Source organism: Micromonospora sp. CPM1 (assembly GCF_023896895.1).
In the GTDB taxonomy this organism is placed as follows: domain Bacteria; phylum Actinomycetota; class Actinomycetes; order Mycobacteriales; family Micromonosporaceae; genus Micromonospora; species Micromonospora tulbaghiae.
Genome location: NZ_JAMHIU010000015.1, coordinates 16,855 through 42,908, shown reverse-complemented (window position 1 = coordinate 42,908; position 26,054 = coordinate 16,855). Strand labels below are relative to the sequence as shown.

24 protein-coding genes are annotated in these 26,054 nt (G+C 73.7%); 12 read left to right on the top strand and 12 right to left on the bottom strand.

Annotated elements, in window-relative coordinates:
• From M8C11_RS19310 to M8C11_RS19275, 8 genes are all read right to left on the bottom strand, one after another.
• Nucleotides 1-1,020 carry a glycoside hydrolase family 26 protein gene (locus tag M8C11_RS19310; protein WP_121683232.1) on the bottom strand — a complete coding sequence of 340 codons (1,020 nt, stop codon included), beginning with the start codon at nt 1,018-1,020 and terminating at the stop codon, nt 1-3.
• Nucleotides 1,021-1,164: 144 nt separating this feature from the next.
• The gene (locus M8C11_RS19305; RefSeq protein WP_121683231.1) at nt 1,165-2,097 is read right to left on the bottom strand and encodes a sulfotransferase; all 933 of its coding nucleotides are present in this window, start codon (nt 2,095-2,097) and stop codon (nt 1,165-1,167) included.
• 28 nt (nt 2,098-2,125) lie between these two features.
• Nucleotides 2,126-3,739: a polysaccharide biosynthesis C-terminal domain-containing protein gene (locus tag M8C11_RS19300; RefSeq protein ID WP_252451746.1), complete on the bottom strand. Its 1,614-nt coding sequence runs from the start codon at nt 3,737-3,739 to the stop codon at nt 2,126-2,128.
• Nucleotides 3,706-4,569 (bottom strand): sulfotransferase, encoded by an 864-nt coding sequence (locus M8C11_RS19295; protein ID WP_121683229.1) that lies wholly within the window; start codon nt 4,567-4,569, stop codon nt 3,706-3,708. The genes M8C11_RS19300 and M8C11_RS19295 overlap by 34 nt, the downstream gene beginning before the upstream one ends.
• A 17-nt stretch (nt 4,570-4,586) precedes the next feature.
• The gene (locus tag M8C11_RS19290) at nt 4,587-5,792 is read right to left on the bottom strand and encodes a hypothetical protein (protein WP_252451743.1); all 1,206 of its coding nucleotides are present in this window, start codon (nt 5,790-5,792) and stop codon (nt 4,587-4,589) included.
• Nucleotides 5,792-7,276: an O-antigen ligase gene (locus M8C11_RS19285; protein WP_252451740.1), complete on the bottom strand. Its 1,485-nt coding sequence runs from the start codon at nt 7,274-7,276 to the stop codon at nt 5,792-5,794. Before M8C11_RS19285 ends, M8C11_RS19290 begins: the two co-directional genes overlap by 1 nt.
• Nucleotides 7,273-8,280, bottom strand: coding sequence for a DUF3048 domain-containing protein (locus M8C11_RS19280; RefSeq protein WP_252451737.1), 1,008 nt, complete (start codon nt 8,278-8,280; stop codon nt 7,273-7,275). Before M8C11_RS19280 ends, M8C11_RS19285 begins: the two co-directional genes overlap by 4 nt.
• Nucleotides 8,277-10,118 (bottom strand): Wzz/FepE/Etk N-terminal domain-containing protein, encoded by a 1,842-nt coding sequence (locus M8C11_RS19275; protein ID WP_252451734.1) that lies wholly within the window; start codon nt 10,116-10,118, stop codon nt 8,277-8,279. The genes M8C11_RS19280 and M8C11_RS19275 overlap by 4 nt, the downstream gene beginning before the upstream one ends.
• A gap of 499 nt (nt 10,119-10,617) precedes the next feature.
• Between M8C11_RS19275 and M8C11_RS19270 the strand changes: the two genes are divergently transcribed.
• From M8C11_RS19270 to M8C11_RS19255, 4 genes are read left to right on the top strand one after another with little or no spacing between them, the layout of a single operon-like run.
• On the top strand, nt 10,618-11,094 hold the full coding sequence (locus tag M8C11_RS19270) for a polysaccharide biosynthesis protein (protein ID WP_013289269.1): 477 nt from the start codon (nt 10,618-10,620) through the stop codon (nt 11,092-11,094).
• The gene (locus M8C11_RS19265) at nt 11,094-11,675 is read left to right on the top strand and encodes a glycosyltransferase (protein WP_252451731.1); all 582 of its coding nucleotides are present in this window, start codon (nt 11,094-11,096) and stop codon (nt 11,673-11,675) included. The genes M8C11_RS19270 and M8C11_RS19265 overlap by 1 nt, the downstream gene beginning before the upstream one ends.
• Nucleotides 11,672-12,673 (top strand): sulfotransferase, encoded by a 1,002-nt coding sequence (locus M8C11_RS19260; RefSeq protein ID WP_252451729.1) that lies wholly within the window; start codon nt 11,672-11,674, stop codon nt 12,671-12,673. Before M8C11_RS19265 ends, M8C11_RS19260 begins: the two co-directional genes overlap by 4 nt.
• Nucleotides 12,670-13,584, top strand: coding sequence for a glycosyltransferase family 2 protein (locus M8C11_RS19255; RefSeq protein WP_210943051.1), 915 nt, complete (start codon nt 12,670-12,672; stop codon nt 13,582-13,584). The genes M8C11_RS19260 and M8C11_RS19255 overlap by 4 nt, the downstream gene beginning before the upstream one ends.
• A 61-nt stretch (nt 13,585-13,645) precedes the next feature.
• On the opposite strand, the gene M8C11_RS19250 is transcribed toward M8C11_RS19255, so the two are convergent.
• Nucleotides 13,646-15,259, bottom strand: a complete 1,614-nt coding sequence (locus tag M8C11_RS19250) for a hypothetical protein (protein ID WP_252451726.1) — start codon at nt 15,257-15,259, stop codon at nt 13,646-13,648.
• A 101-nt stretch (nt 15,260-15,360) separates the two neighbouring features.
• Nucleotides 15,361-16,239, bottom strand: a complete 879-nt coding sequence (locus M8C11_RS19245; protein ID WP_252451723.1) for a 3'(2'),5'-bisphosphate nucleotidase CysQ — start codon at nt 16,237-16,239, stop codon at nt 15,361-15,363.
• Nucleotides 16,240-16,436: 197 nt separating this feature from the next.
• Between M8C11_RS19245 and M8C11_RS19240 the strand changes: the two genes are divergently transcribed.
• Both M8C11_RS19240 and corA read left to right on the top strand, forming a co-directional pair.
• Nucleotides 16,437-17,531 (top strand): PLP-dependent aminotransferase family protein, encoded by a 1,095-nt coding sequence (locus M8C11_RS19240; protein WP_013289263.1) that lies wholly within the window; start codon nt 16,437-16,439, stop codon nt 17,529-17,531.
• Between the two features lie 343 nt (nt 17,532-17,874).
• Complete coding sequence (gene corA, locus M8C11_RS19235; protein ID WP_252451720.1) at nt 17,875-19,023, top strand: magnesium/cobalt transporter CorA; 1,149 nt, start codon at nt 17,875-17,877, stop codon at nt 19,021-19,023.
• Nucleotides 19,024-19,128: 105 nt separating this feature from the next.
• Here corA and M8C11_RS19230 read toward each other — a convergent pair whose 3' ends face one another.
• Nucleotides 19,129-19,986, bottom strand: a complete 858-nt coding sequence (locus tag M8C11_RS19230; protein ID WP_252451705.1) for a hypothetical protein — start codon at nt 19,984-19,986, stop codon at nt 19,129-19,131.
• 84 nt (nt 19,987-20,070) lie between these two features.
• Here M8C11_RS19230 and M8C11_RS19225 point away from each other — a divergent pair, with 84 nt between their 5' ends.
• Both M8C11_RS19225 and M8C11_RS19220 read left to right on the top strand, forming a co-directional pair.
• Nucleotides 20,071-20,601 carry a peptidylprolyl isomerase gene (locus M8C11_RS19225; protein ID WP_121684352.1) on the top strand — a complete coding sequence of 177 codons (531 nt, stop codon included), beginning with the start codon at nt 20,071-20,073 and terminating at the stop codon, nt 20,599-20,601.
• Nucleotides 20,602-20,626: 25 nt separating this feature from the next.
• Nucleotides 20,627-21,568 carry a rhomboid family intramembrane serine protease gene (locus M8C11_RS19220; protein ID WP_252451703.1) on the top strand — a complete coding sequence of 314 codons (942 nt, stop codon included), beginning with the start codon at nt 20,627-20,629 and terminating at the stop codon, nt 21,566-21,568.
• 3 nt (nt 21,569-21,571) lie between these two features.
• Here M8C11_RS19220 and M8C11_RS19215 read toward each other — a convergent pair whose 3' ends face one another.
• Nucleotides 21,572-22,003, bottom strand: a complete 432-nt coding sequence (locus M8C11_RS19215) for a PH domain-containing protein (protein ID WP_252451700.1) — start codon at nt 22,001-22,003, stop codon at nt 21,572-21,574.
• 99 nt (nt 22,004-22,102) lie between these two features.
• On the opposite strand from M8C11_RS19215, the gene M8C11_RS19210 reads away from it, so the two are divergent.
• From M8C11_RS19210 to M8C11_RS19195, 4 genes are all read left to right on the top strand, one after another.
• Nucleotides 22,103-23,275, top strand: a complete 1,173-nt coding sequence (locus M8C11_RS19210) for an acetyl-CoA C-acyltransferase (RefSeq protein WP_013289257.1) — start codon at nt 22,103-22,105, stop codon at nt 23,273-23,275.
• A gap of 108 nt (nt 23,276-23,383) precedes the next feature.
• Nucleotides 23,384-23,896, top strand: coding sequence for a hypothetical protein (locus M8C11_RS19205; protein WP_120572611.1), 513 nt, complete (start codon nt 23,384-23,386; stop codon nt 23,894-23,896).
• A gap of 68 nt (nt 23,897-23,964) precedes the next feature.
• On the top strand, nt 23,965-24,648 hold the full coding sequence (locus M8C11_RS19200; protein ID WP_252451697.1) for a response regulator transcription factor: 684 nt from the start codon (nt 23,965-23,967) through the stop codon (nt 24,646-24,648).
• A complete protein-coding gene (locus M8C11_RS19195; RefSeq protein ID WP_308212756.1) occupies nt 24,641-26,047 on the top strand; it encodes a HAMP domain-containing sensor histidine kinase in 1,407 nt (468 codons plus the stop codon). Before M8C11_RS19200 ends, M8C11_RS19195 begins: the two co-directional genes overlap by 8 nt.
• The last annotated feature ends 7 nt before the right edge of the window (nt 26,048-26,054 follow it).

Here is a 26,054-nt window from a genome sequence, read left to right as displayed (position 1 = left end):
TCAGGGAACACTCAGGTCCGGCATCGGCGGCTGGAAGTACGGATCGGTCGCCATCTCCCGGAAGACCTGCTCGCTCTCCGGGTCGTTGCCGAACGTGCTGTCGTAGATGGGCTTCGCCGTCTGCCGGGCGGCGAAGTAGACGGCCGCCTTGATCTGCGGGTGCTTCTTCAGGTACGGCCCGACCTCGCGCATCCAGTCGGCCCGCTGCCCCGGCCGCCCGTCCTGGGTCAGGCCGTACTCGCCGATGATGACCGGCCGCGGATGCTTCTTGGCGAACGCCATGAAGTGGTCCATCCGGTTGGAGAAGCTGTTCCACTCCGGGCTGGGGTAGACGTCGGCGCAGAGCCAGTCGACCTGGTCGTCGCCGGGATAGTAGGCGGCGGCCCGCCGCTCCGGCTCGGCGAACCCGTCGGCGTGCGGGCACCACACCCAGCCCGCGTTGGTGACGCCCATCTCGGTGAAGATGCCGCGGACGTGCTTCCACGCGGCGACGTAGTCCTCCGGCGAGTGCATGCTCGCGGCCAGGTTGGGCCGGTCCATCTCCCACCGGTAGCGCAGCAGCACCGGGACGCCGAACTCCTTGACGTCCTTCGCGCGCTCCCGGATCAGCGAGTCGTAGACGCCGCTGACGGTGGACCGGGTGTCGGTGCCCTGCCACGAGATCATCTGGAGCTTGCCCTGCGCCTGGAACGCCCGCTCGGTGGCGCCCGGGAACGGCTCGTTCCACTCGTGGAACATGTGCGCGATGGCGAGCTGGCCGCCGGCCGCCCGGTTGAAGTCGTCGAACGCCTTCGCCCGCCCGCTGGCGTTGTGGAACTGCGGCTTGACCCAGGTGCCGAGCCAGGCCCCCTTCTCGGGCGGCTCCGGCCCGCGTCCGGTGGTGCGGACCGGAGCGGTCCGCGGTGTCACAGTCGGCGGAGGCGGCGCGGACGCCGTGCTCGTCTCGTCGGACCGCTCGGAGCCGATGTCACAGGCCGCCACCGCCGGTGCCAGCAAGGCCAGGCCCAGCACGGCAGCCATCGTCAGTCGTAACCGTCGTACCACCGCAACCTCTCCCCAGGACGGTCGCCGGCCACGGTATGGGGGCCCTGACGAATCCGCGTGGGCGGAGAGGCACGCCGGGCCTGGCGGGCGACCCCTGGCACTCTACCTGTGACGCGCCGCTCAGGCGGGGTAGCCGAGTCGCGTCAGCAGCGGCCCGGCCTGAGCCATCACGTCGGCCAGATCCTTTTCGGTCAGTCGCTGCCGCCAGCGCCCCACCGAACCCGGCCGCGCCTTGGCGAAGCGGGCGTGCAGCGCCTCCCGCCCGGCCGGGTCACGGACCTCCAGGAAGTCGGCCACCACGTCGGCCGCCTCGGCCGGGCGGGTGACGACGTCCTCGTAGCGCAGGTGCCGCACCCGCTCCGCGGGCAGCTCGGCGAGCTGGGTGAGCGCGCTGCTGGTGAACCGCCGCCACATCCAGGCCGACCGGCCCAGGTCGGAGACCTGCGTGAACTCGTCGCGCCGCTCCGGCTCCACCCAGAACCGGGGCGCGGCGCCCCACGGCGTACCGCCCCGGCCACTGCGGCCGCTGCCCGTCGACGCCGCGTTCAGCCAGGGCTGCTCGGCGTGCGACACCGCCACGTCCCGCCCGTCCCGGTAGACGTGCAGGAAGACCGCGTCCGGGAAGACCTCGGTCAGGAACGGCACGATGAAGCAGTTCTCCGGGTCCTTCTCGGCGAAACGCAGGCCGCCGTGCCCGGACGCGGCGAGCAGCGCCCCGTAGTAGCCCCGGAAGTAGCGGGCGGCCCGCTGCGGCGTCCAGCTTCCCTCGTAGACACAGCGGGCGACGGCCTTGGTCAGGCGCGGTTCGAAGTGGTACGACACGTCCGGCAGCGCGCCGACGCAACTGCCGAGGAACGTGGTGCCGGAGCGCGGGGCGCCGAGGATGAAGATCGGCCGCTCCACCTTCAGGGTGAGCCGGCGGCTGCCCCCCTCCACCGGCCGTTCCAGCTCGCGGCGTTCCTTGCGGTCCGCCAGCAGGCCGACCGCGGCGAGCTTCGCGGCCTTCACGGTGGACAGGCCGGAGTGCGGGGCGAGGGGGGAGTCGCTTGTCATCGAAGGTCCCATCGGTGCGCAGGATCGGTCAGGACTGGGCGGCCGGGTCCGCCCCGGCCCGGTTGCGGCCGCGGCGCAGGGCGCGCAGCGCGTCGAGGTGCAGGGTGCGCCGCCAGCGCCAGACACCCGCCGCGTACGCGGCCAGCCCGGCGGCGGTCACCAGCGCGAGCACCAGCGGACCGGCGCCGAGCAGGGTCGCCGCGCCGAGCGGCAGGCCCAGCGCGACCACCGCCAGCGCCATCGCGGCCCGGGTGCCGGCGCCGAACGGGTGCAGCCGCATCGACCACCAGAGCTGGGTCAGCGGCACCAGGTTGGTGACCAGGATGGAGACGGTCCAGGCCAGGGCCGCGCCGAGGATGCCGTAACGCGGGATGAGCACCAGGTTGCCGACCACGTTGAGCACGGTGCCGGTCATCGCGTTGTAGAACGTCCACGCGGTGCGCCCGGCCATGTTGAGCACCATGTCGACCATGCCGCAGCCGGTGGCCAGCAGCATGGTCAGCGCCAGCAGCACCACGACCCGGCGGCCGTCGGCGTACCCGGATCCGAACAGCGCCAGCATCGGCGTGGCGAACGCCGCGAAGATCAGGTACGCGGGCCAGGAGAGGATCACGAGCCAGCCGGTGGCGACCTGGTAGAGCTGGCCCGCCTCGGCCCGGTCGTCGCGGGCGAACGCGGCGGCCAGCCGGTGCTGCACCGAGCTGGACAGCGCGACGCTGGAGAGCTGACCCAGCGCCAGGAACCGGGTCGCCGCCGTGTAGATCGCCGCCTCGGCCGGCCCGCGCAACGCGCTGAGCAGCACGATGTCCAGCCGCTGCACCACGATCGCGGCCAGGCTGCTGACCGCACGCGGCCCGGTGAAGCGCCAGAACGGCCCGGCCAGCTCGCGCGCCGGCACCGGCCGGGTCACCTGCCGCCCGGCCCGGCCGACCAGCCGGCTCAGCCAGAACAGCGCGACCACCGCGGCGATCAGGTACGGCACCACCCAGGCCAGCGGCAGCGCGACGGTGGCGGACAGCCCGAGCCAGGCGGCGACCGCAACGGCCAGGAACTGCACGAGCGTGCGGCCGAGCCGCTCCACTGTCAGCAGCGGGCGCATCTGACCGAAGCCCCGGCAGGCGGCGAGCGCGTAGTCGTTGAGCGCGGCCAGCGGCACGAACGCCAGCAGGATGCGCAGCGCGGTCACCGCCTCCGGCCCGGCCTCCGGCATGGTGGCCCGGGCCAGCGCCGGTGCGGCCAGCCAGCCGGCCAGCCCGAGCAGCGTGCCGACCACCAGCACCGGCAGCAACCCGACCAGGATCGTGCCCCGGATCTGGTCGCGGCGGTCGAGCGTGCGCTGGCGGCTGACGAAGTAGACGGTGCCGACGTCGGTGCCGAGCCGCGCCGCCGACGCGGCGATCATGAACGCGCTGGTGGCCGCGAAGAACATGCCCGCCTCGCGGACCGACCAGCCCCGGGCGATGACGATGTTCAGGCCGAAGCCGGCCACCGCGGCCAGCCCGACCCCGACCAGGTTGGCGAAGCCCTGCCGGGCCGCGCCGCCCAGCCCCGCGCCCGGCCCGGGAGGCGGTGCGGTGAGCGTCGGGGTGCCGCCGGCGTCCGCCCGGGTCACCGCCGCCACGACGGCACGCGTCCCCACCACGCCGCCAGCCGCTCGTCGTACGGGGCGAAGTGGTCCTCCAGCCGGGTGCGCAGCTCCGCCGACATGGGCGAACGGGAGCGCGAGTTGTGCTTGCCGAAGGCGATGTCCGCCCAGCGGGGCAGCCCGAGGAAGTCGCAGACCGCGTCGAAGGAGGGACGCGGGTCGGCGAAGAAGTCGTCGCTGTCGATGACGTGCATGCGGTCCCGGCCGACGAGCGCCTCCAGGCGCTCCAGCTGCTCGATGTAGCGGCCCCGGGCCAGGTACGCGTTGTGCTGGAGGTGCTCGCTGGCGTACGACGCGGAGCTGATCATCCGCTCCCGCTCGCCCGCCGTCCGGGACTCCTCCAGCGCGAGCGCGCGCTCGAAGTCCGTCTCGGTCTCGTAGCCGCGGGCCAGCTCGTGCGAGTGCGCGGAGTAGGCCCGCTCCACCGGGTCGCGCAGCAGCACCAGCAGCTTCACCGAGGGCAGGTCACGGGCGATGCGCTGCCCGGCCAGCGGGTGGAACATGTAGTACGGGCTGGACTCGCCGGTGATGCCGCGTACCCCGATCTGGGCCTTCACCGCCTCGGCCTTGCCGGTGGTGGGGAAGTGCCCGAGGTACCAGCTCATCCCCCGGTGGTAGTCCATGTCGAAGTAGTGCACGCCCTTGTGGTACGCGGGCGGCAGCACACCGGGATGCTGCGAGAGCGTCTTGAACAGCGAGGTGGTGCCGCAGCGCTGCGCCCCCACGATCAGGAATCCCGGCACCATCCGCGAACCGGCGGTCAAGCGGCCGACCGTCCGGCTCACCGACTTCACCGCGCGGAGCGCCTGCTCCTTGGCCAGCGTCACGTCCCCACTCCTCACTCTCACCCGGCCCGGCGGGCCAGGTGTTCCTCGACGGCGGGCAGCAGCCAGGTGTCGACGTGCCCCAGTCGCGCACCCGCCTCCGCCTGCCGGTCCCGCAGGTAGCGCGCCGCCAGCTCCACCAGGTAGAGCACGGCGACCAGATCGGCGCCCCCGCCGGTCTGGTCGAACGGCGCCAGGGTGGCCCCGGCGCCGGCGATCAGCGCCCGGGCCGCCTCGACCGGTTCCACCCCGTCGTGGCTCATCGCGCTCTGCACCGCCAGGTGCAGCGCGTCGTAGCCGGCCGGCACCTCCGCCTCGAACCGCTCCCAGTCCCAGACCAGCACCCGGCCGTCGGCCAGCACCGCGCTGTTGCCGCCGTTCCAGTCCCCGTGCCAGGCGCCGAATGCGACCACCGGGTCGGCGTCCGCGACGGACTTCAGCGCCGCGCGTAGCCGCCCGGCCTCCGGCTGGGGCCCGAGCGCGTCCACCGCCGCGGTGAGCCGGGCCGCGTGCCCGCTGCCCGCCCACGACTGCCGGCGTACGCCGAGACAGCCGGCGACCGCCACCATGGCCGCGCGCTCGGCCGCCTGGGCCGCGGCCGGGGTGGCCCGGGGCAGCCGCACCGGCAGCGCCTCCTGCACCAGCAGCGCGTGGCCGTGCCAGTCGCCGTGATGGCGGACCCCGGCCAGGACCACCGGGCCGAGCGGCACCTCGGCGAGGCGGCGCAGCGCGTCCGCCTCCGCGTGCACCAGCGCGCGGGTCAGCGGGTCGACGCCGAGCTTGGCGTACCCGAGGGCCCGGCCGTCCGGCGCGAGCAGTTGCAGCACCGGCTTGCGGTTCGCCCGGGCCGGCCCGATGTGCAGGCTCACCAGCGCCGGCTCACCGAGCACCTCGGTCAGGTACGCGTCCAGCCCGCCGCCGTCGGCCACCAGCCGGTCGCGGAACACCAGCGGGCCCAGCCCGAGCCGGAACGCGGTGGACAGCCCCTGCCGGACCAGCTTGGCCTTGCGGCCGACCGCCTCGGTGGAGTGCCGGACCGCGCTCGCCGCCGCCCGGCCGGAGCCGGTCGGCACGAGCAGCCGGGGGCGGGACGCCGAGGGCACCACCACCCAGCCGGCGCCGCCGCGCCGCAGGCTGGGCTCGGCAGGCTCGGGCCAGATCAGCCCGGCCAGTTCACCGAGGTACGCGGCGCGGCCGTCGCCGTCCGGGGGTACGCGGAACACCATCAGTGGTCACCGGTCTTTTCCAGTCGGGCCCGTAGCCCGGCGATCGTGCCCTCGGGTGGCGCCGGCCCGAGCGACCGGCGGATCCGGTCGTTGCGGGCCAGCAGGGCGACCGTGATCAGGGCGTAGGCGAGTGTCGCTTCCATCGCACCGTAGGTGAACTGGAAGAACAGCATGAGGATGAGCACGAGCGTGCCGGCGATCCCGATCGCGCTGTGGTCGCGCCGGTAGCGCCAGATGCAGTAGATGAAGAAGGCGTTGTAGCAGATGGCGCCGACCCAGCCCTGCCCGACGAGCAGCGCCCAGACCTGGCCGTTGCTGCCCAGTTCCCGGTTGCCGCACTGCTTGCAGTCCTCGGACTTGCCGATGGCGATGGACCGGTTGCTGCCGATCAGCGCCCGGTTGCCGCCGTACCCGAGGACCGGCGAGTGGTTGGCCGCGGCGACCGCGCCCTGGGACAGCGTGGTCCGGATGTCGTCGCTGTGCCCGTTCTGGAGGCGTTCGTCGAAGGTGCGGCCGAGCGGTGTGGCGACGATCAGCACCCCGATCAGCCCGACCGCGAGGGCGAGCCCGCCGAGCACCACCATCCGGCCGCGCAGCGCGAGCCGCAGCGCGACGTACGCGGCGGCGATGCCGAGACCGATCCAGAGGCCGCGGTTCAGCGAGTAGACGATCGGGAAGATCGCCGCCAGGGCGATGGCCACGCCGGCGGTACGGCGCAGTGGCTTGCCCAGCACGACCCAGCCGACGATCAGCCAGACCAGCAGGATCGCGGTGTTCTGGCCCCACGAGTTCGTGTAGGTGAACGGCGCCGACGGGCGGGGCGAGCTGGCCTCCCCCTCGATCACCTGCTGCACCTGGGCGAACTTGATCTCCATGAGGGAGGTGACGTACGGGTGACCGGCGATCGACTGGGGCAGGACGAAGCGCAGCGGCGCCACGAACTTGAGGTCCGGGAAGAGCGAGCCGATCCAGCCGCCGAGGACCACGACCACGCCCATGAACCCGAACAGCCGGACCATCCGGCGCTGGGACAGCTCCCGGTCGCGCAGGTTGTAGACGTAGAGCATCGTCACGGTCATCGCGAGGTAGTTGGCGAGCCGGATGCCCCAGCCGATGTACTTGCCGCTGCCGCCCGGCGGCAGCGTGTTCGGCGCGGTGAGGTCGAGGGTGAGCACGGACAGGAACACCCAGAGCAGCAGGACCATCCAGATCCCGAAGCCGGGCGGCACCCGCACCGGGCCGCGCTTGCGCATCTGCCAGATCATCGGCACCGCGAAGATGACGAAGACGAAGCTCGACACCCCGAGCACCCACCACAGCGGGTACAGCAGGAAGACCCCGATCAGCGGCCATGCCGTCGGCAGCCGCCACGACCAGCCCTCCGGCCGTACCGTCACCGGCCGGAGACGGTTCCCGTCCGGCGGCGACACCGCCCCGACCGGGACCGTCCCGCGCGCGGTGCGGGGCGGGGTGGCGGTGCTCATTTCACGGAGACCTTGGCGGTGGTCGGGGCGTAGATCACCCAGGCGTTGCCGGGCTGGGGATGCAGGAGGTCGCCGCCGGTGTCGGCGAGCGTGCAGACCATGCCCAGGCCGGGCTTGCGCCACCGGCCCTTCGCGCTGTTCGGCCCGGACACCGCGACGACCGCGCCCTCGCCGAACACGTTCGCCGACGGCAGTGAGCGCGGGGACGGCTTGCGCACGTCCAGCGTGCGGTATTCCATCGTCAGCACGATGACGGAGGCGGCGGTCACGGTGACCTTGCCGACCTTGCCGGCCCAGAGGGACTTCGCCTGGTCGTACCGCCAGACCATCGGCGGCCCGCCGGCCACCGTGACGGAGAGTTCGGTGGCGGGGGCGAGGTCGCGGGCGGCGAGCGCGTCGCCCTCGCCGGCGTGGTCGATCGGCGGGGAGGGCGGCTGCCCGCCCTTCGGGGCGGCCTTGAGCAACGCGGCGGTCGAGGTGTAGTCGCCGGAGAAGACCTTGCCGCCGTCGTCCGGCGTGACGCCGTCGAGGTCGGAGTTCTCGAACTGGGACAGGAAGCCGGTAGGGCCGCCGGCGTAGCCGACGAACGGGCGCAGCACCGCGAGCGACCGGATGTCGACCGGCCGGATCTCGGTGACCGGGCCGATCTTGGCGGCGTCCTTGGAGTGGAACACCGCGGTCAGGTGCAGCGTGTCGGACTCGGCGAACTCGGCGTAGACCAGGTCGGCGGCGTCCAGGCCGGCCGGGGTGGTCGCGGGGCTCACCCGCAGCGGCACCGCGACCGCCTGGCGGGTGGCCGCCGCCGGGGTGCCGATCGGCGCGCCGGTCAGCGGGCCGGTGGGCAGGTTCTGCGTCGGGGCCGCCGAGGACGGCGAGGCGGTGACGTCGCCCGGGTCCGCCACCTGGATCTTTCCGGGCTTGGGCTCGGGTTCGCTGCATCCCGTACCGACGCCGAGGACGACGGCGGGAGCGAGCGCGGCACGGAGCATCTGCCGGCGGTTCACCCCAGGTCCTCGCCGGAGTCGAGGGCGTAGCTGCGGCCGTCGCCGTCACCGCGGGAGCGGTACGTGCCGCCGGTGCCGTTGAGCGGCGCCGGCTTGCCCGGCATGCTCTGGTTGCCCGGGTTCGGCGGCGGGGTGGCCTTGCCCGGTGCCGGCTTCGCCGGGCCGGGGCGGGACGACTGCATACGCGGCAGCACCATCGTCGACTCGGCGGACGGGCCGGGGCTCGGCCGGGGCTTGGGCCGGTTGGCCGGAGCCGCCGGTGCGCTCGACCCGCTCGACCCGCCCGAGTTGCCCGAACCGCCCGACGCCGCCGGGCGGCTGGCGCCACCGGCCGGGACGGGCAGGCGCGGGGCCAGCACCGCACCGATCACCGGCGCGTTCACCTGCTCGAACTGCTGCAGGGCGGCGGTGATCTCGCCGCTGCGGGTCTTGCCCGCCTCGGCCACCACGATGACCGCGTCGACGTACCGGCCCAGGGCCTGTGCCTCCACGGCGAACGTCGGCTGCGCGGTCTCGATCACCACGTGGTCGAAGCGCGCGGACAGCTCGTGCAGGATCTCCAGCAGCCCGGCGACCGGCAGTTCGACCTCGGCGTCGAGGTCGCCCGGCACCAGCACCCGGAGCTGACCCAGCCCCGGCACCGGCGCCAGCGCCTTGAGCGGGGGCACGTCGCGACGGAGCACCGAGGCGAGGCTGTGCCGCCCCTCGGCCACGCCGGTGATGGCGCCCAGCGCCGAGTCGGGCTTGGTGGTGATCAGCGCGACCTGCTGGCCGGTGCGGGCGTACGAGGCGGCGAGGTTGGCGGCGACGAACCCGGCCGCGGTGCCGGCCGACGCGTCGCAGAGCAGCAGCTGGCGACCGCGTCCGCCCTGTGCCGGTTCGGGCACCGCGGACAGCAGCACGTTGCGCAGCCGGCCCAGCTCGCGGGAGGCCCGGTGGGTGGCCGGCAGGACGGCCAGCGACGGCGCCCGCGACGGCAGTTCCACGAGCAGCGGCAGGCCGACCCGGTCGGAGATGTCGCGCCCGCGCCGGATCCGGGTGTCGAGCCGGTCCAGCACCAGCGCCAGCACGATGCCGAGCAGCAGGCCCGCGCCCATGCCGCTGGCGAGGTTGAGGGTGCGGTTCGGCGAGCTGGGCCGCTCCGGCAGGCGAGCGTCGGAGATGATCTCGCCGGGGTCGGAGCCGGCCGAGACCAGCGGGCTGAGCCGGTTGTTCAGGCCGTTGAGCTGGTTGGTCAGGACGCTCCGTTCGGCCTCGGCCCGCTCCCGCTCGGGCGAGTTCGACGGCGCCGCGGCGATGCGCCCGGCGACCGCGCTCAACTCCTTGTTCAGGCCGGCGATCTGCTGCTTGAGCGCGTTGGTCTCGTTCTCCAGCGCCTTCTGCGCGGTGGCCTTGCGCAGGTCCAGGTAGGCCTGGGCGAACGCGTGCGAGCCCGACTGGGCGCCCTCGGGGCTGTTCGTCTCGTACGCCACCTGGAGGATCTGGCTGTTCGGCGGCACCTTGACGGTCACCGACTTGACGAGCTGGTCGGCGCCGGTGTCGACCTTCATCAGCGCCTTGGCCCGCTCGGCCACCACCAGGGAGCGGACCACCTGGGCCTCGGTGTCGAGGTTGACCTTGGCGTTGGGGTTGCTCTCCGCGCCCGTGCCGAGCGGGCGCACCAGCAGCGAGGTGGTCGAGGTGTAGCGCGCCTCCTGGATCTGGTTCAGCGCGAGCCCACCGCCCAGCCCGAGGACCGCGGCGAGCAGCAGGATCCACCAGCGGCGGCGCAGCCAGCCCAGGTATGCCATCAGGGCAAGACCGTCGGCGTCGCTCTCGGCCAAATGGGGTGAGGGCATCAGAGTCTGTCGCTCCCTTTCGACCGAGCCGGGCAGTCCACGGCACAGCTGGACCTGACCGTGGCCTTGAGTGTCCCCGATCCGAACGACGAGGGAAAGTCTGCTCACGTTCCGGTAAGCCTGCCCGGGTGTGGGCAGCCCGCGTAGAAATGGCCGATCGGCGCTGACCATTCGGCGGGTTTCCCGGTGTTGGGCCTGACCTGCCCCCGGATAAGCCGACGTCGCCGGCGGCTCTCGTGCGGAGCGGTGACGGAATCCTGACACATCTCACTTTCTTTCGGTGGCCCGGCCCGGCAGCCGGGGCGCACCGGGCTGACCTGGACGGTGACCGGTCGGTGCACATCCCAGTGGCGGGAATCGAGAGGTGAGCCGACCGGCGAGCCAGGATCCGTCCAATGGCCCCTTCAGTTGCCCATGGGCGCGCCAGTAGGTTGTCAGGACGCGTCCGAGGGGCATTCACAAAAATCCGGACGCGTCATCCGCGTACGGGAGGACTTTTGTGGTGAGCGGGTCAACCGAGGACTCGGGGCAGGTCCTGCTGGTGGGTTCCAGTGGCGGGCACCTGGCCCAGCTCCTGGCCCTGGAACCGTGGTACCGGGACCGGCGCCGCGCATGGGTAACCTTCGACACCCCGGACGCGCGCTCGCTGCTCGCCGGTGAGGACGTGGTCTGGGCGCACCACCCCACCACACGCAACGTCAAGAACCTGGTACGCAACGCGTTCCTCGCGCTGAAGGTGATCCGCCGGCGCCAGGTCGACGCCGTGGTCACCACCGGCGCCGGGGTCGCCCTGCCGTTCGTGGTGGCGGCCCGGATGCGCAAGATCCCGACGGTCTACATCGAGGTGTACGACCGGATCGACAGCGCGACGCTCACCGCCCGGCTCTGCCGACCCTTCCTCTCCGCGATGCTCGTGCAGTGGGACGAGCAGCGCCGGATGTACCCGGAGGCCACCGTCGTGGGGAATCTGCTCTGATGGCGCACATTCCGCAGCAGCGGGACCGGCGTTCCGCGGCACCGTACGTGCTGGTCGTGGTCGGCACCGACGTGCACCGCTTCGACCGGCTGGTCGGCTGGCTGGAGCGCTGGCACGCGACCCGGCCCGAGGTCCGGCTGGTCCTCCAGTACGGCCACAGCCGCACCCCGGCCCTGCCCGGGGCCACCCCGTTCCTCGGTCACGAGGAACTCCAGCGGGCGATGGCGGAGTCGACGCTCGTGGTCAGCCACGGCGGCCCGGCCACCATCACCGAGGCCCGGCGCAACGGCCACCTGCCGATCGTGGTGCCCCGCGACCCGTCGCACGACGAGCACGTCGACAACCACCAGCAGCTGTTCTCCCGCCGTCTGGGCGCGGCCGGCATGGTGCGGCTGTGCGAGTCCGAGGCCGAGCTGCTCGCCGCGCTGGACGAAGGGCTCGCCGACCCGAGCCGGTTCGTCCTGGCCGCCGACCCGGGCCGCCCGGACCCCCGCGCCGAGGCGGTCGCCCGCGTCGGCGCGGTGATCGACGAACTGATGGCCCGCCGGGTACGGCAACGAGCCGTCGGGCGTCGCGGATGAGCGCCCCCGATCCGGCGCCGCCGCGGGTCCTCTTCGTCGGCGGCCTGGGTCGCAGCGGTTCCACGCTGCTGGAACTGCTGCTGGCGCAGAGCGCCGACGTGTGTGCCGTCGGTGAGGTGGTGCACCTGTGGGAGCGGGCGCTCGGCGCCGACGAGCGCTGCGGCTGCGGTGAGCGGTTCACCGCCTGCCCGTTCTGGCGGCAGGTCGGCGACCAGGCGTTCGGCGGCTGGGCCGCTGTCGACCGGGACGACGTGCTGGCGCTCAAGGACCGGGTCGACCGGACCCGGCACATCCCCCGGCTCGCGAAGGACGCGCTCCCGCCGGAGCAGCTGGCCGACGTACGCCGCTACGCCGACCTGTACACCCGGATCTACCGGGCCGCGCTGTCGGTGACCGGCGCCCGGGTGGTGGTGGACTCCAGCAAGCACGCCTCGCTCGCCTTCGCGCTGCGCTGGGCCGAAGGGCTGGACCTGCGGGTGCTGCACCTGGTCCGGGACAGCCGGGCGGTGGCGTACTCGTGGGGCAAGCAGGTGCGCCGCCCCGAGGTGGTCGACGGCGAGGACTTCATGCCGACCTTCTCGCCGTTCGAGGTGAGCAAGCTGTGGACCGCGCAGAACGCCGCGTTCCACCTGCTCGCCTCCCGGGCGAAGGTGCTGCGGCTGCGGTACGAGGACTTCACCGCCGACCCGGCCGGGACGGTACGCCGGGTGCGGGACTTCGCCGGCCTGCCGGACGACCCGGCCGCGCTGCGCATCCTGTCCGGAGCCGACGAGACGGGCGCGGCGCCCGAGCCGGCCGCGCCGTTCCGGGCGCACAGCGTCGCCGGCAACCCGCTGCGGTTCAGCGGCGGGCCGTTGACGGTGCGCCGGGACGAGGCGTGGCGGGACCGCCTGCCGCGCCGCAGCCGTGCCGTGGTCAGCCTGGCCACGCTTCCCCTGCGGGTCCGCTACGGCTATCTGGGCCAGCGGGGATCCGACGAGTCCGTGGAGAGAGCATGAGTGGGCCGAGCATCTCGGTCGTCGTACCGACGCGGGACCGTCCGGAGCTGCTGCGTGCGGCGCTCGACGCGATCCTCAGCCAGGCGCACCCGGGCCTGATCGAGGCGATCGTGGTCTACGACCAGTCCGAACCGGACCGGTCCCTGGAGACCGACCGGGGTGACCGCCGGATCCGGGTGATCACGAATACCCGTACCGCCGGGCTGGCCGGCGCGCGCAACACCGGCATCGAGGCGGCCGTCGGCGACTGGGTGGCGTTCTGCGACGACGACGACGAGTGGCTGCCCGGCAAGCTGGCCGCCCAGTTCGGGGCGCTCGACGCGCACCCGGACGGCGCGCTGGTGAGCTGCGGCATCCGGGTCAGCTACGACGACCGTACGGTGGACCGTTCGCTGGACCGCGCCCGGATCTCGCTGGAGGCGCTGCTGCGCGACCGGCTCACCGAGCTGCACCCGTCCACGTTCCTGATCCGCCGGGCCGCGCTGCTCGACGCGATCGGGCTGGTGGACGAGCAGATCCCGGGCAGCTACGCGGAGGACTACGAGTTCCTGCTCCGCGCCGCCCGCTACGCCCCGCTGGTGAACGTGGAGAGCCCGTACGTGCTGGTCCGCTGGCACAAGCGGTCCTACTTCGCGCAGCGCTGGGAGACCATCTCGACCGCGTTGCAGTGGCTGCTGCGTCGCTACCCGGAGTTCGCCACCGTGCCGCACGGCGAGGCGCGGGTGGCGGGGCAGATCGCCTTCGCGCAGGCGGCCATGGGCAACCGGCGCGACGCGGTCCGCTGGGCCCGGCGCACGCTGGCCCGCAACCCGAAGGAGCCGCGCGCCTACCTGGCGCTGGCGGTGGCGAGCCGGGCGGTGCAGGCCGACCGGGTGCTGCGCACGCTGCACAAGCGCGGCCGGGGCATCTGAGCCGTACGCGAAACGGGCGGGCGACCGAGGTCGCCCGCCCGTTGCCGTTCCGTCGCCGGGGTCAGGCCGTGCAGAAGGACTTCCACGCCTGGATGCTCGGCTGGTCGAGCAGCCGGAAGTCGCCCTGGCTGACCGTCTGGTTGTAGTACGCCACGAACTCCGGCCGCTGGCCGTTGAGGAAGCCGGTCATCGACCGGATCCAGGCCGCCCGGCCGGTGCCCGAGTCACCCGGGACCAGGTCGCTGCCGGTCTCCGCGACGCCCCACGGCTTGCCGAGCGCCTTGGACTTGCTGATCATCGCGCCGTAGATCTCCTGCGGCGGGGCGTACCGCTTCCACTTGGCGCCCCAGTTGTAGCAGTCCCAGCCGAGCGCCTCGATCACGTCGCCGCCGGGGTAGAAGGCGTCGAAGCTGCGCCCGGACTTCGGGTCGAGCGTCCAGCACATCAGGATCAGCGTGTTGATCAGCTTGGGGTTGCCGGTCCGGTCGGCCAGGCCGGCGATCCGCTTCCACGCCGTCCGGTACGCCGCCGTGCTGAACGCACCGCGCTCGACGTCGTCCTCCGGCTCGTGGAAGTACGACCAGTACACGTTGTGCTCGCGCGGGATCGAGGCGAACCAGGAGGTCAGGCGGGAGTCGAACTTGCCGGTGTTGACCTCCTGCGGTGACGCCTTGAACGACACCACCACGGTCCGGTCCACCACGTCGGCCCGGCTGCCGGACCAGGCCGGCGGCAGGCCGGGGAAGAAGATCCGGGCCATCCGCAGCTTGCCGAAGGTCCGGTCGGACCGGGCCAGCGCCTGGCCGAACGTCTCCCCGTTCTGCACGCCGATCGAGGCGCCGGGCAGCGTCAGCCGCGTACCGGTGAAGCCCGGTCCGGCGGCCGCGGAGGCCGACGGACGCGCCGAGGGCTTGCCGCCGAGGCCCTGGTCGGCGCCCGGGGACGCCGGGCCGGAGGTGGCCGGCGTGCCCGGGCCCATCGAGGTCGCGGGCCCGACCGAGCCCGGCGTCCCGCCCGCCTGCCGGTCCGTCGAGTCGGGTCGCAGCGCGGCCACCGCGACCCCGCTGCCGGTCACCGCCACGGCCACGGCCGCGGCGATGGCGACGCGCCAGCGCCGCCATGAACCGCCGGACGACGGCGCGGGTACCGGGGTGAGCGGCGGCGCGGGCGGCCGGCCCGGCCCATCGGCGGCCGGTCCGTGTGACACGTCCACCGGGGGCGGTCCGGTCAGGGTGGCGGTCGCCGTGGTGCCCGCACCCCAGCCCGCCTCGCCCGACGGTCCGGCCCCGCCGGGCCCGTCGTGCGGCGTCCAGCCGGTGCGGCCGTCCGTCGCCGGGCCGGCCTGCGTGGCCCAGTCGTCGTGCGGCTCACCCTGCGGCGGCCAGGCGGCGTCGCCGTGGCCCACCGGCCCGTGCTGCGGCGACCAGCCGTTCGTCGTGCCGGGCGTGGCGTCCCAGCCGGCCCGGTCGTGCCCTGGCCCGTCGTGGCGACCGGCGTCGTGCCGGTCGTGCTCGGGCCAGGGCAGGTCACCCCCCGGTCCGGCCGGTGGTGGCGGCGTGCTCTCGGCCTCCGGCCAGGGCAGCGAAGGGCCGCCCACCTGGCGCGGAATGTCCTGACCCGGCCACAGGCCGGTCGGCTGCCCGAAGGCATTGTGCGACTCTCGGTCGGCCGGCATGACCCTCCCTGGCTGTCGGCGGCCCGTGGTCGGGGCTCAGATCGTCACGCATTCCCGCCTGACGATAACCCTCATCCACCTGGCCGTATGTACCGTGACACTCAGCCGAACGCCCCACCCCGGTTGTCGGTGACGGTCGAAGCGGGCATCTCGACCCCGGTCCGGGCGATCGCGTCGAGCAACTGGTCGGCCAGTTCGGGCCGGCAGACCAGCAGATCCGGCAGGCGCGGGTCGGCGCGGTTGTAGCGCAGCGGCGAACCGTCGATCCGGGAAGCGTGCATGCCCGCGCCCAGCGCCACGGCGACCGGGGCGGCACTGTCCCACTCGTACTGACCGCCCGCGTGGACGTACGCGTCGACCTCGCCGGTCACCACCGCGCAGACCTTCACACCGGCCGAGCCCATCGGCACGGCGGTGGCACCGAGCATCTCGACCAGCTCGCCCACGAACGCGGGCGGGCGGCTGCGGCTGACCGCGATCCGGATCGGCCCGTCGGACGGCTTCGGCTGCGGGCAGGTGGTGCCGAGCACGAGCGGCGTACCGTCCACGGTGGTCCGGGCGGGCATGCCGACCGCGCCGGCGACCAGGGCGCCGTCGGGGGCGGCGGAGCGCTGCCAGAGCGCCACGTGCACCGCCCAGTCGTCCCGCCCCTCCTCGGAGAACTCGCGCGTGCCGTCCAGCGGGTCGATGATCCAGACCCGGTCCGCCTCGTGCCGGGGTGCGCGCTCGCCGTCCGCCCACGCGCGGCGCGAGTCGGCCTCCTCCTCGGAGAGCACCGCGTCGGCCGGCCGCAGCCGGGCCAGCGCCGCCGTCATCAGCTCGTGCGACGCGCGGTCGCCGGCGTCCTTGAGCGCCTTCGGGTCGGCGAAGCCCTGCCGGTCCCGCAGCGCGGTGAGCGCCCTGCCGGCCTCGGTCGCCAGCCACTGCGCGAACCGCTGGTCGTCGAGCCGTCCCGCCTCGTCCTCGGTCACGAGCCCCATCCCTTGTTCTCCGGGTCTGCCGCGACCCGTCATCCTTCGGCGTCCGGTCGGACCGGCGCCAGCGTCCGTCGGATCGTAGACAGTCGCGAGGCGGTCTCGGATCCCCCGGACGCACCGGTGCCCCGGCCGGCCGCCCGCATGTTGAACTTCGCGTGTATCGCGGTCGGACCCGCCGGGCCAGGCCCTAGGCTCTGCGCATGACCGCCGAGCAGCTGATCTCGTTCGCCCGTGGCGCGCCTTCGCTGGACATCGTCGATGTCGAAGGGCTCAAGGCCGCCGCCGTCCGCGCCTTCGACGCCGACCCCGCCGGGGTCACCGCGTACGGCACCTCCGTCGGCTACCCGCCCTTGCGGAAGTGGATCGCCGAGAAGCACGGTGTCGAGGCCGACCAGGTGCTGATCACCAACGGCTCGTTGCAGGCCGACGCGTTCCTCTTCGACCACCTGGTCCGCCGGGGCGACGCGGTGGTGGTCGAGCGCCCGACGTACGACCGCACGCTGCTCAACCTGAAGCAGATGGGCGGCGAGGTGCACGGCGTGACGATCCAGCCGGACGGTCTGGACACCGCCGAGCTGCGCAAGCTGCTGGAGTCCGGGGTGCGGCCGCGGCTGGCCCACGTGATCCCGAACTACCAGAACCCGGCCGGCGTGACGCTCTCCCTGGAGAAGCGCCGTGAGCTGCTGGACCTGGCCGCCGAGTACGACTTCACGATCTTCGAGGACGACCCGTACGCGGACATCCGGTTCCGGGGCGAGCCGCTGCCCTCGATGCTGTCGATGGACACCCGGGGCGTGGTGGTGCACGCCTCCAGCTTCACCAAGACGGTCTGCCCGGGCGTACGGGTCGGCTACCTGGTCGGCCCGGCCGAGCTGATCGCGGCGATCGCGAAGCGGGCCACCAACCTCTACATCTCGCCCGGCATGGTGGCGCAGGCGATCGTGCACCAGTTCTGCGTCTCCGGCGCGATCGAGGAGTCGATCCGGACGGTCCGTTCGGCGCTCGGCGAGCGGTCGGCGGTGCTGGCCGAGTCGCTGCGCCGGCACATTCCGGAGGCCCGGTTCGTGGAGCCGGACGGCGGCTACTTCCTCTGGGTGGAGCTGCCGGAGGACGTCGAGGTCGACCGGCTCGCGCCGGCCGCCGCCGAGCGTGGCGTGGCGGTGGTGAAGGGCAGCGACTTCATGGTCGACGGCGGCCGGCACGCGCTGCGCCTGGCGTACTCGGCGGTGACCGCGGACCGGATCGACGAGGGTGTGCGGCGTCTCGCCGAGGCGATGGCCGCCGTACGCGGCTGATTTTCTGTCGGGTTTCTGACAAAAAGGCCCCCCTGGCCGGTTCGGCTCTCCCGCTGAACCGGCCGGCAGCCCACAATGCTGCGAGTGCCGCTCACCTTTTGCCGGTGACCAGCCCGCACGCCGGACGACCGGCCGGGCCGGCGGCACGCCCAGCATCACTCCCGCCCCCAAGGGGTGCCGGGTGGGCCGTGTCGCCCCTCACCCCCCTGACGCGGCCCGGCCCGCCCGGCGCCGCCGCGTGACGCCCGTCGCAACCACCAGTACCCCGCACCCGCGCCCGCGCTGCGCTTCCCGCCGGTCGGCGTAACCTGCAAGCCGCAGCTCTAGGGGAAGGGGGCGAGAGATGACGGACCGGGTGGCACGCGACCGAACCGCCGGCACCGACGGCAGCCGGGCACTGCGCCCCCGCGCCTGGTCGGCCCCGGTACGCGCGATGTCGCGCATCCTCAACGCCGACGGCTCCCCGCGTACGGCCCAGCCGGCCGGCCCGGAGCGCAGCGGGATCGTCGACTGCGGGCTGTACGTCGACGGCGAGCGCCGCCCCGGCCACCCCCAGTACGCCGAGGCCCTGGCCGCCGCCCGGCAGGAGCAGGACGGCTTCGTCTGGCTCGGCCTGCACGAGCCGGACCTGGCCGAGATGACCGAGATCGCCGCCACGTTCGGCCTGCACGAACTCGCCGTGGAGGACGCGGTCAAGGCCCAGCAGCGCCCGAAGCTGGAGCACTTCGGCGAGATCGTCTTCCTGGTGCTGCGTACGGCCCGCTACTGCGAGCACGCCGAGCTGACCGAGAACTCCGAGGTGGTGGAGACCGGCCAGGTGATGCTCTTCATCGGGCCGCACTTCGTGATCAGCGTCCGGCACGGTGACGCCTGCCGGCTGGCGCCGGTGCGCGCCGACCTGGAGGCGAAGCGGGACCTGCTGCGGCACGGCCCCTGGGCGGTCGCGTACGCGATCACCGACCGCGTGGTGGACCTCTACCTGGAGGTGGCCGACCGGCTGGAGGACGACCTCGACGTGCTGGAGGCGGACGTCTTCGACCGGCAGAGCAGCGGCCGGATCCAGCGGATCTACCAGATGAAGCGGGAGCTGGTCGAGTTCAAGCGGGCGGTGGCGCCGTTGCAGCGCCCGCTGATGACGCTCACCTCGCAGGTCAACCGCGCGGTCCCGCAGGAGGTGCGGCGCTACTTCCGCGACGTGCAGGACCACCTCAGCCGCACGGTCGAGCAGGTGAACTCCTACGACGACCTGCTCAACTCGATCCTCCAGGCCCGGCTGGCCCAGGTCACCGTCGACCAGAACAACGACATGCGCAAGATCGCCGCTTGGGCCGCGATCGGTGCGGTGTGGACGGCGATCGCCGGCATCTACGGCATGAACTTCGACAACATGCCCGAGCTGAAGTGGACGTACGGCTATCCGGGCGTCTGGGCGCTGATGCTCGCGGCGTCCTTCACGCTCTACCGTCTGTTCCGCCGCAACGGCTGGCTGTGACCACCGCGCCACGGCGGGTCGCCGACGGACCGGCCGTCCCGTACAGGCGGAAGCGCCGGCCACGCGGGGTGTCCCGCGTGCCGGCGCTGATCCGACGGTACGAGGTCAGCGGCGACCGCCGGCCTTCGCGGCGTTCTTGCCGGCCTGCACGGCCTTGGTGATGTCGTCGGCCGGACGGCCGGAGACGTCCCGGGCGCCCTCGGCGACGGAGGGGACCTGGTCGGTCGGGTGGATCACCGGCTGGCTGCCGGCGGCGGCGGTCGACGCGCTGCTGCCCTTGGCCACCGCCGAGGAACCGGCGCCGGTCGGGCCGGCCTGCGTCACCTTCGCGCTCGCGTCCGGGGTCTCCACCACGATCGTGTCCACGTCCTCCCGCATCGGCTCCAGCTTGTCGCTACCGGTCGCGCCGAGCGTGCCCGTCGCGCCGAGCGTGCCCGTCGCGCCGAGCGTGCCGGTCGGGTCGTACTCGGCCCACTCCTGCTGCTCGCGGCGGCGGCGCACGGCCATCGCACCGGCCAGGCCGGCGACGGTGCCGGCCACCAGCAGGCCCGCGGTCATGCCTCGCGACCTGCGCTGCTTCTTCTTTCCGGCCTTCATGTTCTTCGCCTTCTTCGTCATCGCGGACTGCTTCGCGGCCATCACCTTGCGGCCGCTCGACGCCTTGCCGGCGGCCTCGACCCGGGCGTTGCGCACGGCCAGCAGCACCGGCGCGAGCGCCGCGGCGGTCGACGCGAACCCGCTGGAGGCGCGGTCCCGCACCAGGACCGCGGTCGGCGCGACGGCGACCCGGGCTGCCTGGACCCGCGGGCCGACAGTGGCGCCGGCACCCTTCGCCGCGTGCGTGGCGGCCTGCCTCAGGTGACCGATGCCCTGGTTCAGCTCGACCTTGGCGAGCTGGCCCTGGGTCTTTCGCCGCCCGATTCCAAACACGGTCCCACCTCCTGGGAGTTGTTCCTTCGTCATCCTCCACCTTCGAATGCCTCCGCATGGCCAGATCGGGCACATGGGAGGATCCGCAAGGAACTGAACTACGAGTGAGGAGTACCCGTGGCCGAGGCTGTCTACGCCACCTTGCACACCAACGCCGGCCCGATCCGGCTGGAGCTCTTTCCGAACCACGCGCCGAAGACCGTCCGCAACTTCGTGGAGCTGGCCGAGGGCACCCGGGAGTACATCGACCCGCGTACCGGTCAGCCGGGCAACGGGCCGTACTACGACGGCACCGTCTCGCACCGCGTGATCAGCGGTTTCATGATTCAGATGGGCGACCCGACCGGCACCGGCCGCGGTGGCCCGGGCTACAAGTTCGCCGACGAGTTCCACCCGGAGCTGCGCTTCGACCGGCCGTACCTGCTGGCGATGGCGAACGCCGGGCCGGGCACGAACGGCTCGCAGTTCTTCATCACGGTGTCGCCCACGCCACACCTGAACAACCGGCACACCATCTTCGGTCAGGTGGCCGACGAGCAGTCGGTGAAGGTGGTCGACTCGATCGCCAACACCCCGACCGGTCCGAGCGACCGGCCGATCCAGGACGTGGTGATCGAGCGGGTCGAGATCGAGCACAAGCAGTCCTGAGCGGCACGCGGGTACCTTTGCTCGCATGACTGAGCGCTCCGGCCAGCCAGGCGACGCCACCGGGGGTCCGGTGCCGACCACCCCGGTCTGCTACCGGCACCCCGACCGGGAGACCTACATCCGGTGCAGTCGATGCGATCGGCCGATCTGCACCGAGTGCATGCGGGACGCCTCCGTCGGCCACCAGTGCCCGGAGTGCGTCGCCGAGGGCCGCCGCAGCGTGCGGCCGGCGCGTACCGCCTTCGGTGGCGGTGCCGCCGGCCGCCAGGGCAACGTCACGAAGGCGCTGATCGCGCTGAACGTGGTGATGATGCTGCTGTCCATCCTCTCGGCGCGCAGCGGGACCGCCGTGGCCGGCGGTGGCCTGGGCGGCCTGATGGGCAACGGCACGCCGCTCACCGAGTGGGGGGCGGTGCTCGGCCTGGCGCGCTTCCCCGACGGGCACGTCGGCGGGGTGGCCGACGGCGAGTGGTACCGCCTCGTCACCGCCATGTTCCTGCACTACGGCGTGCTGCACCTGCTGCTCAACATGTGGGCGCTCTGGGTGCTCGGCCGGACGCTGGAGGCGGTGCTCGGGCCGCTGCGCTTCCTGGCGCTCTACCTGCTCGCCGGGCTCGGCGGCAACGTCGCCGCGTACGTCTTCACCGAGCCGAACCGGTTCACGGCCGGCGCCTCGACCGCCGTCTTCGGCCTGTTCGCCGCCGTCTTCGTGATCATGCGGCGGCTCGGCCGGGACACCTCGGCGATCGTGCCGATCCTCGTGATCAACCTGATCTTCACGTTCACCGTGCCGAGCATCTCGGTGGCCGGGCACCTCGGCGGGCTGGTCGCCGGCGCGCTGGTGGCGCTGGTCCTGGCGTACGCCCCCCGGTCGCGGCGGACCGTGTTCCAGGTGGCGGGCTGCGTGATCGTGCTGGTCGCGCTGATCGGCCTGACGCTCGTCCGGACCGCCGCCCTGCTCGGCTGAGCCTCAGCGCGCGGGGCGGGCCTCGGTCAGCGCCGCGGCCACCTCGTCCAGCGGGGCGTCCAGGTCACGGCGGCCGAACAGGTGCAGCGACTCCCCGGCGTCGATCTCCAGCGTCTCGGCGGTGATCCCGCGCCGGCTGCGCCGGTCGAGGCGGATCGCCTCCACCGCGTCCCAGGGCAGCCGGCGCCGCCCGGCGAACCCCCGCAGCACGGTGAGCCCGTCCGGGTCGACGGCGAGTCGGACCGGCGCGACCACGTCGCGCAGCGCCCAGCCGAGCAGACCGGCGGCGGCCAGCCCGGCGAGCGCCGGACGGACCGGGTCCCCGCCTGCGAAGACCAGCCCCAGGGCGACGAGCGCGAGCGCGCCGACCGCCTTGATCACCGGCACCTCCCGCGGCACCCGCCACTGCCGGACCGGCGGCGACTGTGGATCCATCCGCCCAGCATGCCAGCCGCACCTGCCGACCGCCGGGGGAGGACGACCGGTCCGGTCAGCACGTAGGATCGGGGCAAGCGAGGTTACCGGGGAGTAGACATGAGTGACGCGGTCATCGTCGGCGCGGTACGGACCCCGGTCGGGCGGCGCAAGGGCAGCCTCGCCGGAGTGCACCCGGTCGACCTCTCGGCACACGTGCTGCGCGCGCTCGCCGAGCGCACCGGCATCGACCCGGGCCAGGTCGACGACGTGGTGTGGGGCTGCGTGTCGCAGGTCGGCGAGCAGTCCTGGAACGTGGCCCGCAACGCCGTGCTCGCCGCCGGCTGGCCGGAGTCGGTCCCCGGCACCACGCTCGACCGCCAGTGCGGGTCGAGCCAGCAGGCGCTGCACTTCGCCGCCGCGACGGTCCTCTCCGGCCAGGCCGACCTGGTCGTGGCCGGTGGCGTCGAGTCGATGACGCGGGTGCCGATGGGTTCCAGCGTCGCCGGTGGAATGCCGTTCAGCGCGGCGATCCTGGAGCGCTACCGCGGCGTCGAGGGCGTCGCCGAGGACTCGCCACTGCCGTTCAACCAGGGCGTCGGGGCCGAGCTGATCGCGCAGCGGTGGCGCTTCTCGCGTACCCAGCTCGACGAGTTCGCGCTGGCCAGCCACGAGAAGGCGGCCGCCGCGCAGGACGCGGGCGCGTTCGAGGCCGAGCTGGCGCCGGTGGCGCTCGCCGACGGCGGCAAGTTCTCCGCCGACGAGGGCATCCGCCGCGACACCTCGCTGGCCAAGCTCGGCGAGCTGGCCACCCCGTTCCGCGCCGACGGCGTGGTCACCGCCGGGTCCGCGTCGCAGATCTCCGACGGCGCCGCCGCGCTCGCGGTCACCACCGCCGAGTGGGCCAGCCGGCACGGCCTGCGCCCGCTGGCCCGGGTGCACACCGCGGTGGTCGCCGCCGACGACCCGGTCACCATGCTCACCGCGCCGATCCCGGCCACCGCGAAGGCGCTGCGCCGTGCGGGGCTGGGCATCGAGGAGATCGGGGTGTACGAGGTGAACGAGGCGTTCGCCCCGGTGCCGCTGGCGTGGCTGGCCGAGACCGAGGCGGACCCGGAGCGGCTCAACCCCCGGGGCGGGGCGATCGCGCTCGGTCACCCGCTCGGCGGGTCCGGCGCGCGGATCATGACCACGATGCTCCAGCACATGCGGGACAACGGCATCCGCTACGGCCTGCAGACCATGTGCGAGGGCGGCGGCATGGCCAACGCCACGATCGTCGAGCTGCTCTGATCCGACCGGCAGCCGGTGTCGCACCGCTGGTGCGACTTGCACGTGTGGAAGTTCCAGAAATCGGGCGTGACCCATATCACCCCTGGTCATCGGCTCGTTGGACCGGGCATGGACGTGTTCTCGCGAACGTTCCTTCCGGCCGCCGCCGAGACCGGCCTGGCGACCCAGACCGTCACCCGGCACATGCCGGTGTTCCGCCGGTGCGTCGGCTCCGGCGACGCGACCATCCTGGTCACCCGGTGCAGCCGCCCGGACGACCCGGTGGGCGGCGACTACCTGATGCTCCTCACCCACCGGCGGCTGGTGGTCACCCGGCAGACCCGGGTGCTGCACCGGCTGCGCCTGCACCTCAACACCGAACTGCGCGAGCTGAGCAACGTGACGTGGAGCCCCGATCCCCGCGCGCACAGCGTGGTGCTGGCGGCGACCGCGATCGACGGGGTGCGCGAGCGCTTCGTCCTGCGTACCCACCACCCGAAGCAGGTGTGGCAGCTCGACGCGCTGCTCAACCACGCCTTCCGGACCCGCCTGCGTACGCCCGCCGAGCGGGTGGTGGCGACCATCGGGGAGTCGCCGGCGGCCGTCCGCCCGACGGTGCTGCGGCCCGCCCCGGCCCGCTGACGTCCTCCTTACCTGATCCGAACATTCCCTGACCGGCTCGGCGGTCGCCGGTCGGTCATCATGAGCCGGTGACCACCGCCGCCCCGGCCGGGCTCGTCCTCGTGGTGGAGGACGAGCCGGCCATCGCCGACCTGGTCCGGCTCTACCTGACCCGGGACGGGTTCGGCGTACACCTGGAACGTGACGGCGAGGCCGGGCTGGCCGCCGCGCGGCGGCTGCGCCCGGTGGCCTGCGTGCTCGACATCGCGCTGCCCGGCCTGGCCGGCACCGAGATCTGCCGCCGGCTGCGCGCGGCCGGCGACTGGACGCCGGTCATCTTCCTCACCGCCCGCGACGACGAGGTGGACCGCGTCGTCGGCCTGGAACTCGGTGCCGACGACTACGTCACCAAGCCGTTCAGCCCGCGCGAGCTGCTCGCCCGGCTGCGGGCGGTGCTGCGCCGCACCGCCGGCACGCCCGCCGAGCAGCCCCGCACGCTCGGCTCCGTCACACTCGACCCGGCCCGCCGGACGGTGACCGCCGGCGGCACGCCGGTGCAGCTCACCTCCACCGAGTTCGACCTGCTCGCCCACCTGATGGCCCGGCCCGGCCGGGTGTTCACCCGGGAGGAGCTGCTGGCGGGAGTGTGGGGGTACGCGGCGCACGCCGGCACCCGGACCGTCGACGTGCACGTGGCGCAGGTGCGGGCCAAGCTCGGCCCGGACAGTGTGATCCGCACCCATCGTGGCGTCGGGTACGCCGCCGATGCCTGACCGGCCGACCGGACCGATGCCGCGCCGGCCCGGGCGGACACTCACCGCCCGCGCCGTGCTCGCCACCTGCGCGGTGGCGCTGGTGTCGGTGCTCGTCACCGCGCTGGTCGCGGTGCCCCTGGCGGTACGCGGCGCGGAGCGCCGGGACCAGGAGGCGCTCGCCGCCCAGGCCCGGCTCGCCGCCGACGTGCTCCGGGTGCGGCCGGCACGCCAGCGCGACGGCGCCGGGGACCGGCTCATCCGGCAACTGCGCCAGCAGCAGATCGACGTGTACGTGATCCGGGACGGCCGGGCCGACCGGCCGGGCCTGCCCCGGCCGCTGGTGACGCGGGTGGCCGGCGGCGAGAACGTCTCCGGCCGGCGACTGGTCGAGGGGCAACGCCGGCTGGTCGAGGCGCGGTCGCTGCCCGGCGGGGACGGGGTGGTGCTGACCCGGGCCCGTAGCGCCGCGCCCTGGCGGCAGGTGCTGCGCGGACTCTGGCTGCCGCTGCTCGCCGGACTCGCCGCCGGGGCGGCCGCCGGACTGCTGCTCGCCCGCCGGCTGGCCCGGCCGATCCGTACCGCCGCCACCGCCGCCGCGCGGCTGCGCGCCGGGGACCGGGCGGTCCGGGTGCCGGTCGAGCCGCCCGACGAGGTGGCCGACCTGGCGCACGCGCTCAACGGCCTGGCCGCCGCGCTCGCCACGAGCGAGGGACGGCAGCGCGAGTTCCTGCTCTCCGTCTCGCACGAGTTGCGGACCCCGCTCACCGCGATCCGCGGCTACGCCGAGGCGCTGGCCGACGGCGTGATCGAGGCCGACGCGGTGCCGGCGACCGGCCGGACCGTGCTCGCCGAGGCCGAACACCTGGACCGGCTGGTCCGTGACCTGCTGGCGCTGGCCCGGCTGGAGGCGGTCGACTTCCCCCTGGAGCCGGTGCCGGTCGACCTGACCGGGCTGGCCGCCGACGCGGAGCGCAGCTGGTCCGGCCGGTGCGCGGCGCTCGGGGTGCCGTTCCGGCTGGAGACGCCGGGTGCGCCGGTGCCGGCGTACACCGATCCGGGCCGGATCCGGCAGGTCCTGGACGGGCTGCTGGAGAACGCGTTGCGGGTCGTACCGCCGGGGGCGCCGGTGGTGCTCGCGGTGCGGGCCGACGGCCCGGCGGGCGGCGGGGTGCTGGAGGTCCGGGACGGCGGACCCGGCTTCACCGACGACGACCTGCGGGTGGCGTTCGAGCGGGGCGCGCTGCACGAGCGGTACCGGGGGGTACGCAAGGTGGGCAGCGGGCTGGGCCTGGCGCTCGCCGCCGGGCTGGTCCGCCGGCTCGGCGGGGACATCGCCGCCGGGCACGCCCCGGAGGGCGGCGCCGCCTTCACCGTCCGGGTGCCGGCGGATCCTTACCCGGCTCGAACATCGGCTTGACCGTTCC

Excerpts from the sequence above, each read along its gene's own strand:
- M8C11_RS19310 (WP_121683232.1), bottom strand. The coding sequence starts at position 1,020 with ATGGCTGCCGTGCTGGGCCTGGCCTTGCTGGCACCGGCGGTGGCGGCC.
- M8C11_RS19305 (WP_121683231.1), bottom strand. The coding sequence starts at position 2,097 with ATGACAAGCGACTCCCCCCTCGCCCCGCACTCCGGCCTGTCCACCGTG.
- M8C11_RS19290 (WP_252451743.1), bottom strand. The coding sequence starts at position 5,792 with ATGGTGTTCCGCGTACCCCCGGACGGCGACGGCCGCGCCGCGTACCTC.
- M8C11_RS19285 (WP_252451740.1), bottom strand. The coding sequence starts at position 7,276 with ATGAGCACCGCCACCCCGCCCCGCACCGCGCGCGGGACGGTCCCGGTC.
- M8C11_RS19275 (WP_252451734.1), bottom strand. The coding sequence starts at position 10,118 with ATGCCCTCACCCCATTTGGCCGAGAGCGACGCCGACGGTCTTGCCCTG.
- M8C11_RS19265 (WP_252451731.1), top strand. The coding sequence starts at position 11,094 with ATGGCGCACATTCCGCAGCAGCGGGACCGGCGTTCCGCGGCACCGTAC.
- M8C11_RS19260 (WP_252451729.1), top strand. The coding sequence starts at position 11,672 with ATGAGCGCCCCCGATCCGGCGCCGCCGCGGGTCCTCTTCGTCGGCGGC.
- M8C11_RS19255 (WP_210943051.1), top strand. The coding sequence starts at position 12,670 with ATGAGTGGGCCGAGCATCTCGGTCGTCGTACCGACGCGGGACCGTCCG.
- M8C11_RS19250 (WP_252451726.1), bottom strand. The coding sequence starts at position 15,259 with ATGCCGGCCGACCGAGAGTCGCACAATGCCTTCGGGCAGCCGACCGGC.
- M8C11_RS19245 (WP_252451723.1), bottom strand. The coding sequence starts at position 16,239 with ATGGGGCTCGTGACCGAGGACGAGGCGGGACGGCTCGACGACCAGCGG.
- M8C11_RS19240 (WP_013289263.1), top strand. The coding sequence starts at position 16,437 with ATGACCGCCGAGCAGCTGATCTCGTTCGCCCGTGGCGCGCCTTCGCTG.
- corA (WP_252451720.1), top strand. The coding sequence starts at position 17,875 with ATGACGGACCGGGTGGCACGCGACCGAACCGCCGGCACCGACGGCAGC.
- M8C11_RS19230 (WP_252451705.1), bottom strand. The coding sequence starts at position 19,986 with ATGACGAAGGAACAACTCCCAGGAGGTGGGACCGTGTTTGGAATCGGG.
- M8C11_RS19220 (WP_252451703.1), top strand. The coding sequence starts at position 20,627 with ATGACTGAGCGCTCCGGCCAGCCAGGCGACGCCACCGGGGGTCCGGTG.
- M8C11_RS19215 (WP_252451700.1), bottom strand. The coding sequence starts at position 22,003 with ATGGATCCACAGTCGCCGCCGGTCCGGCAGTGGCGGGTGCCGCGGGAG.
- M8C11_RS19210 (WP_013289257.1), top strand. The coding sequence starts at position 22,103 with ATGAGTGACGCGGTCATCGTCGGCGCGGTACGGACCCCGGTCGGGCGG.
- M8C11_RS19205 (WP_120572611.1), top strand. The coding sequence starts at position 23,384 with ATGGACGTGTTCTCGCGAACGTTCCTTCCGGCCGCCGCCGAGACCGGC.
- M8C11_RS19195 (WP_308212756.1), top strand. The coding sequence starts at position 24,641 with ATGCCTGACCGGCCGACCGGACCGATGCCGCGCCGGCCCGGGCGGACA.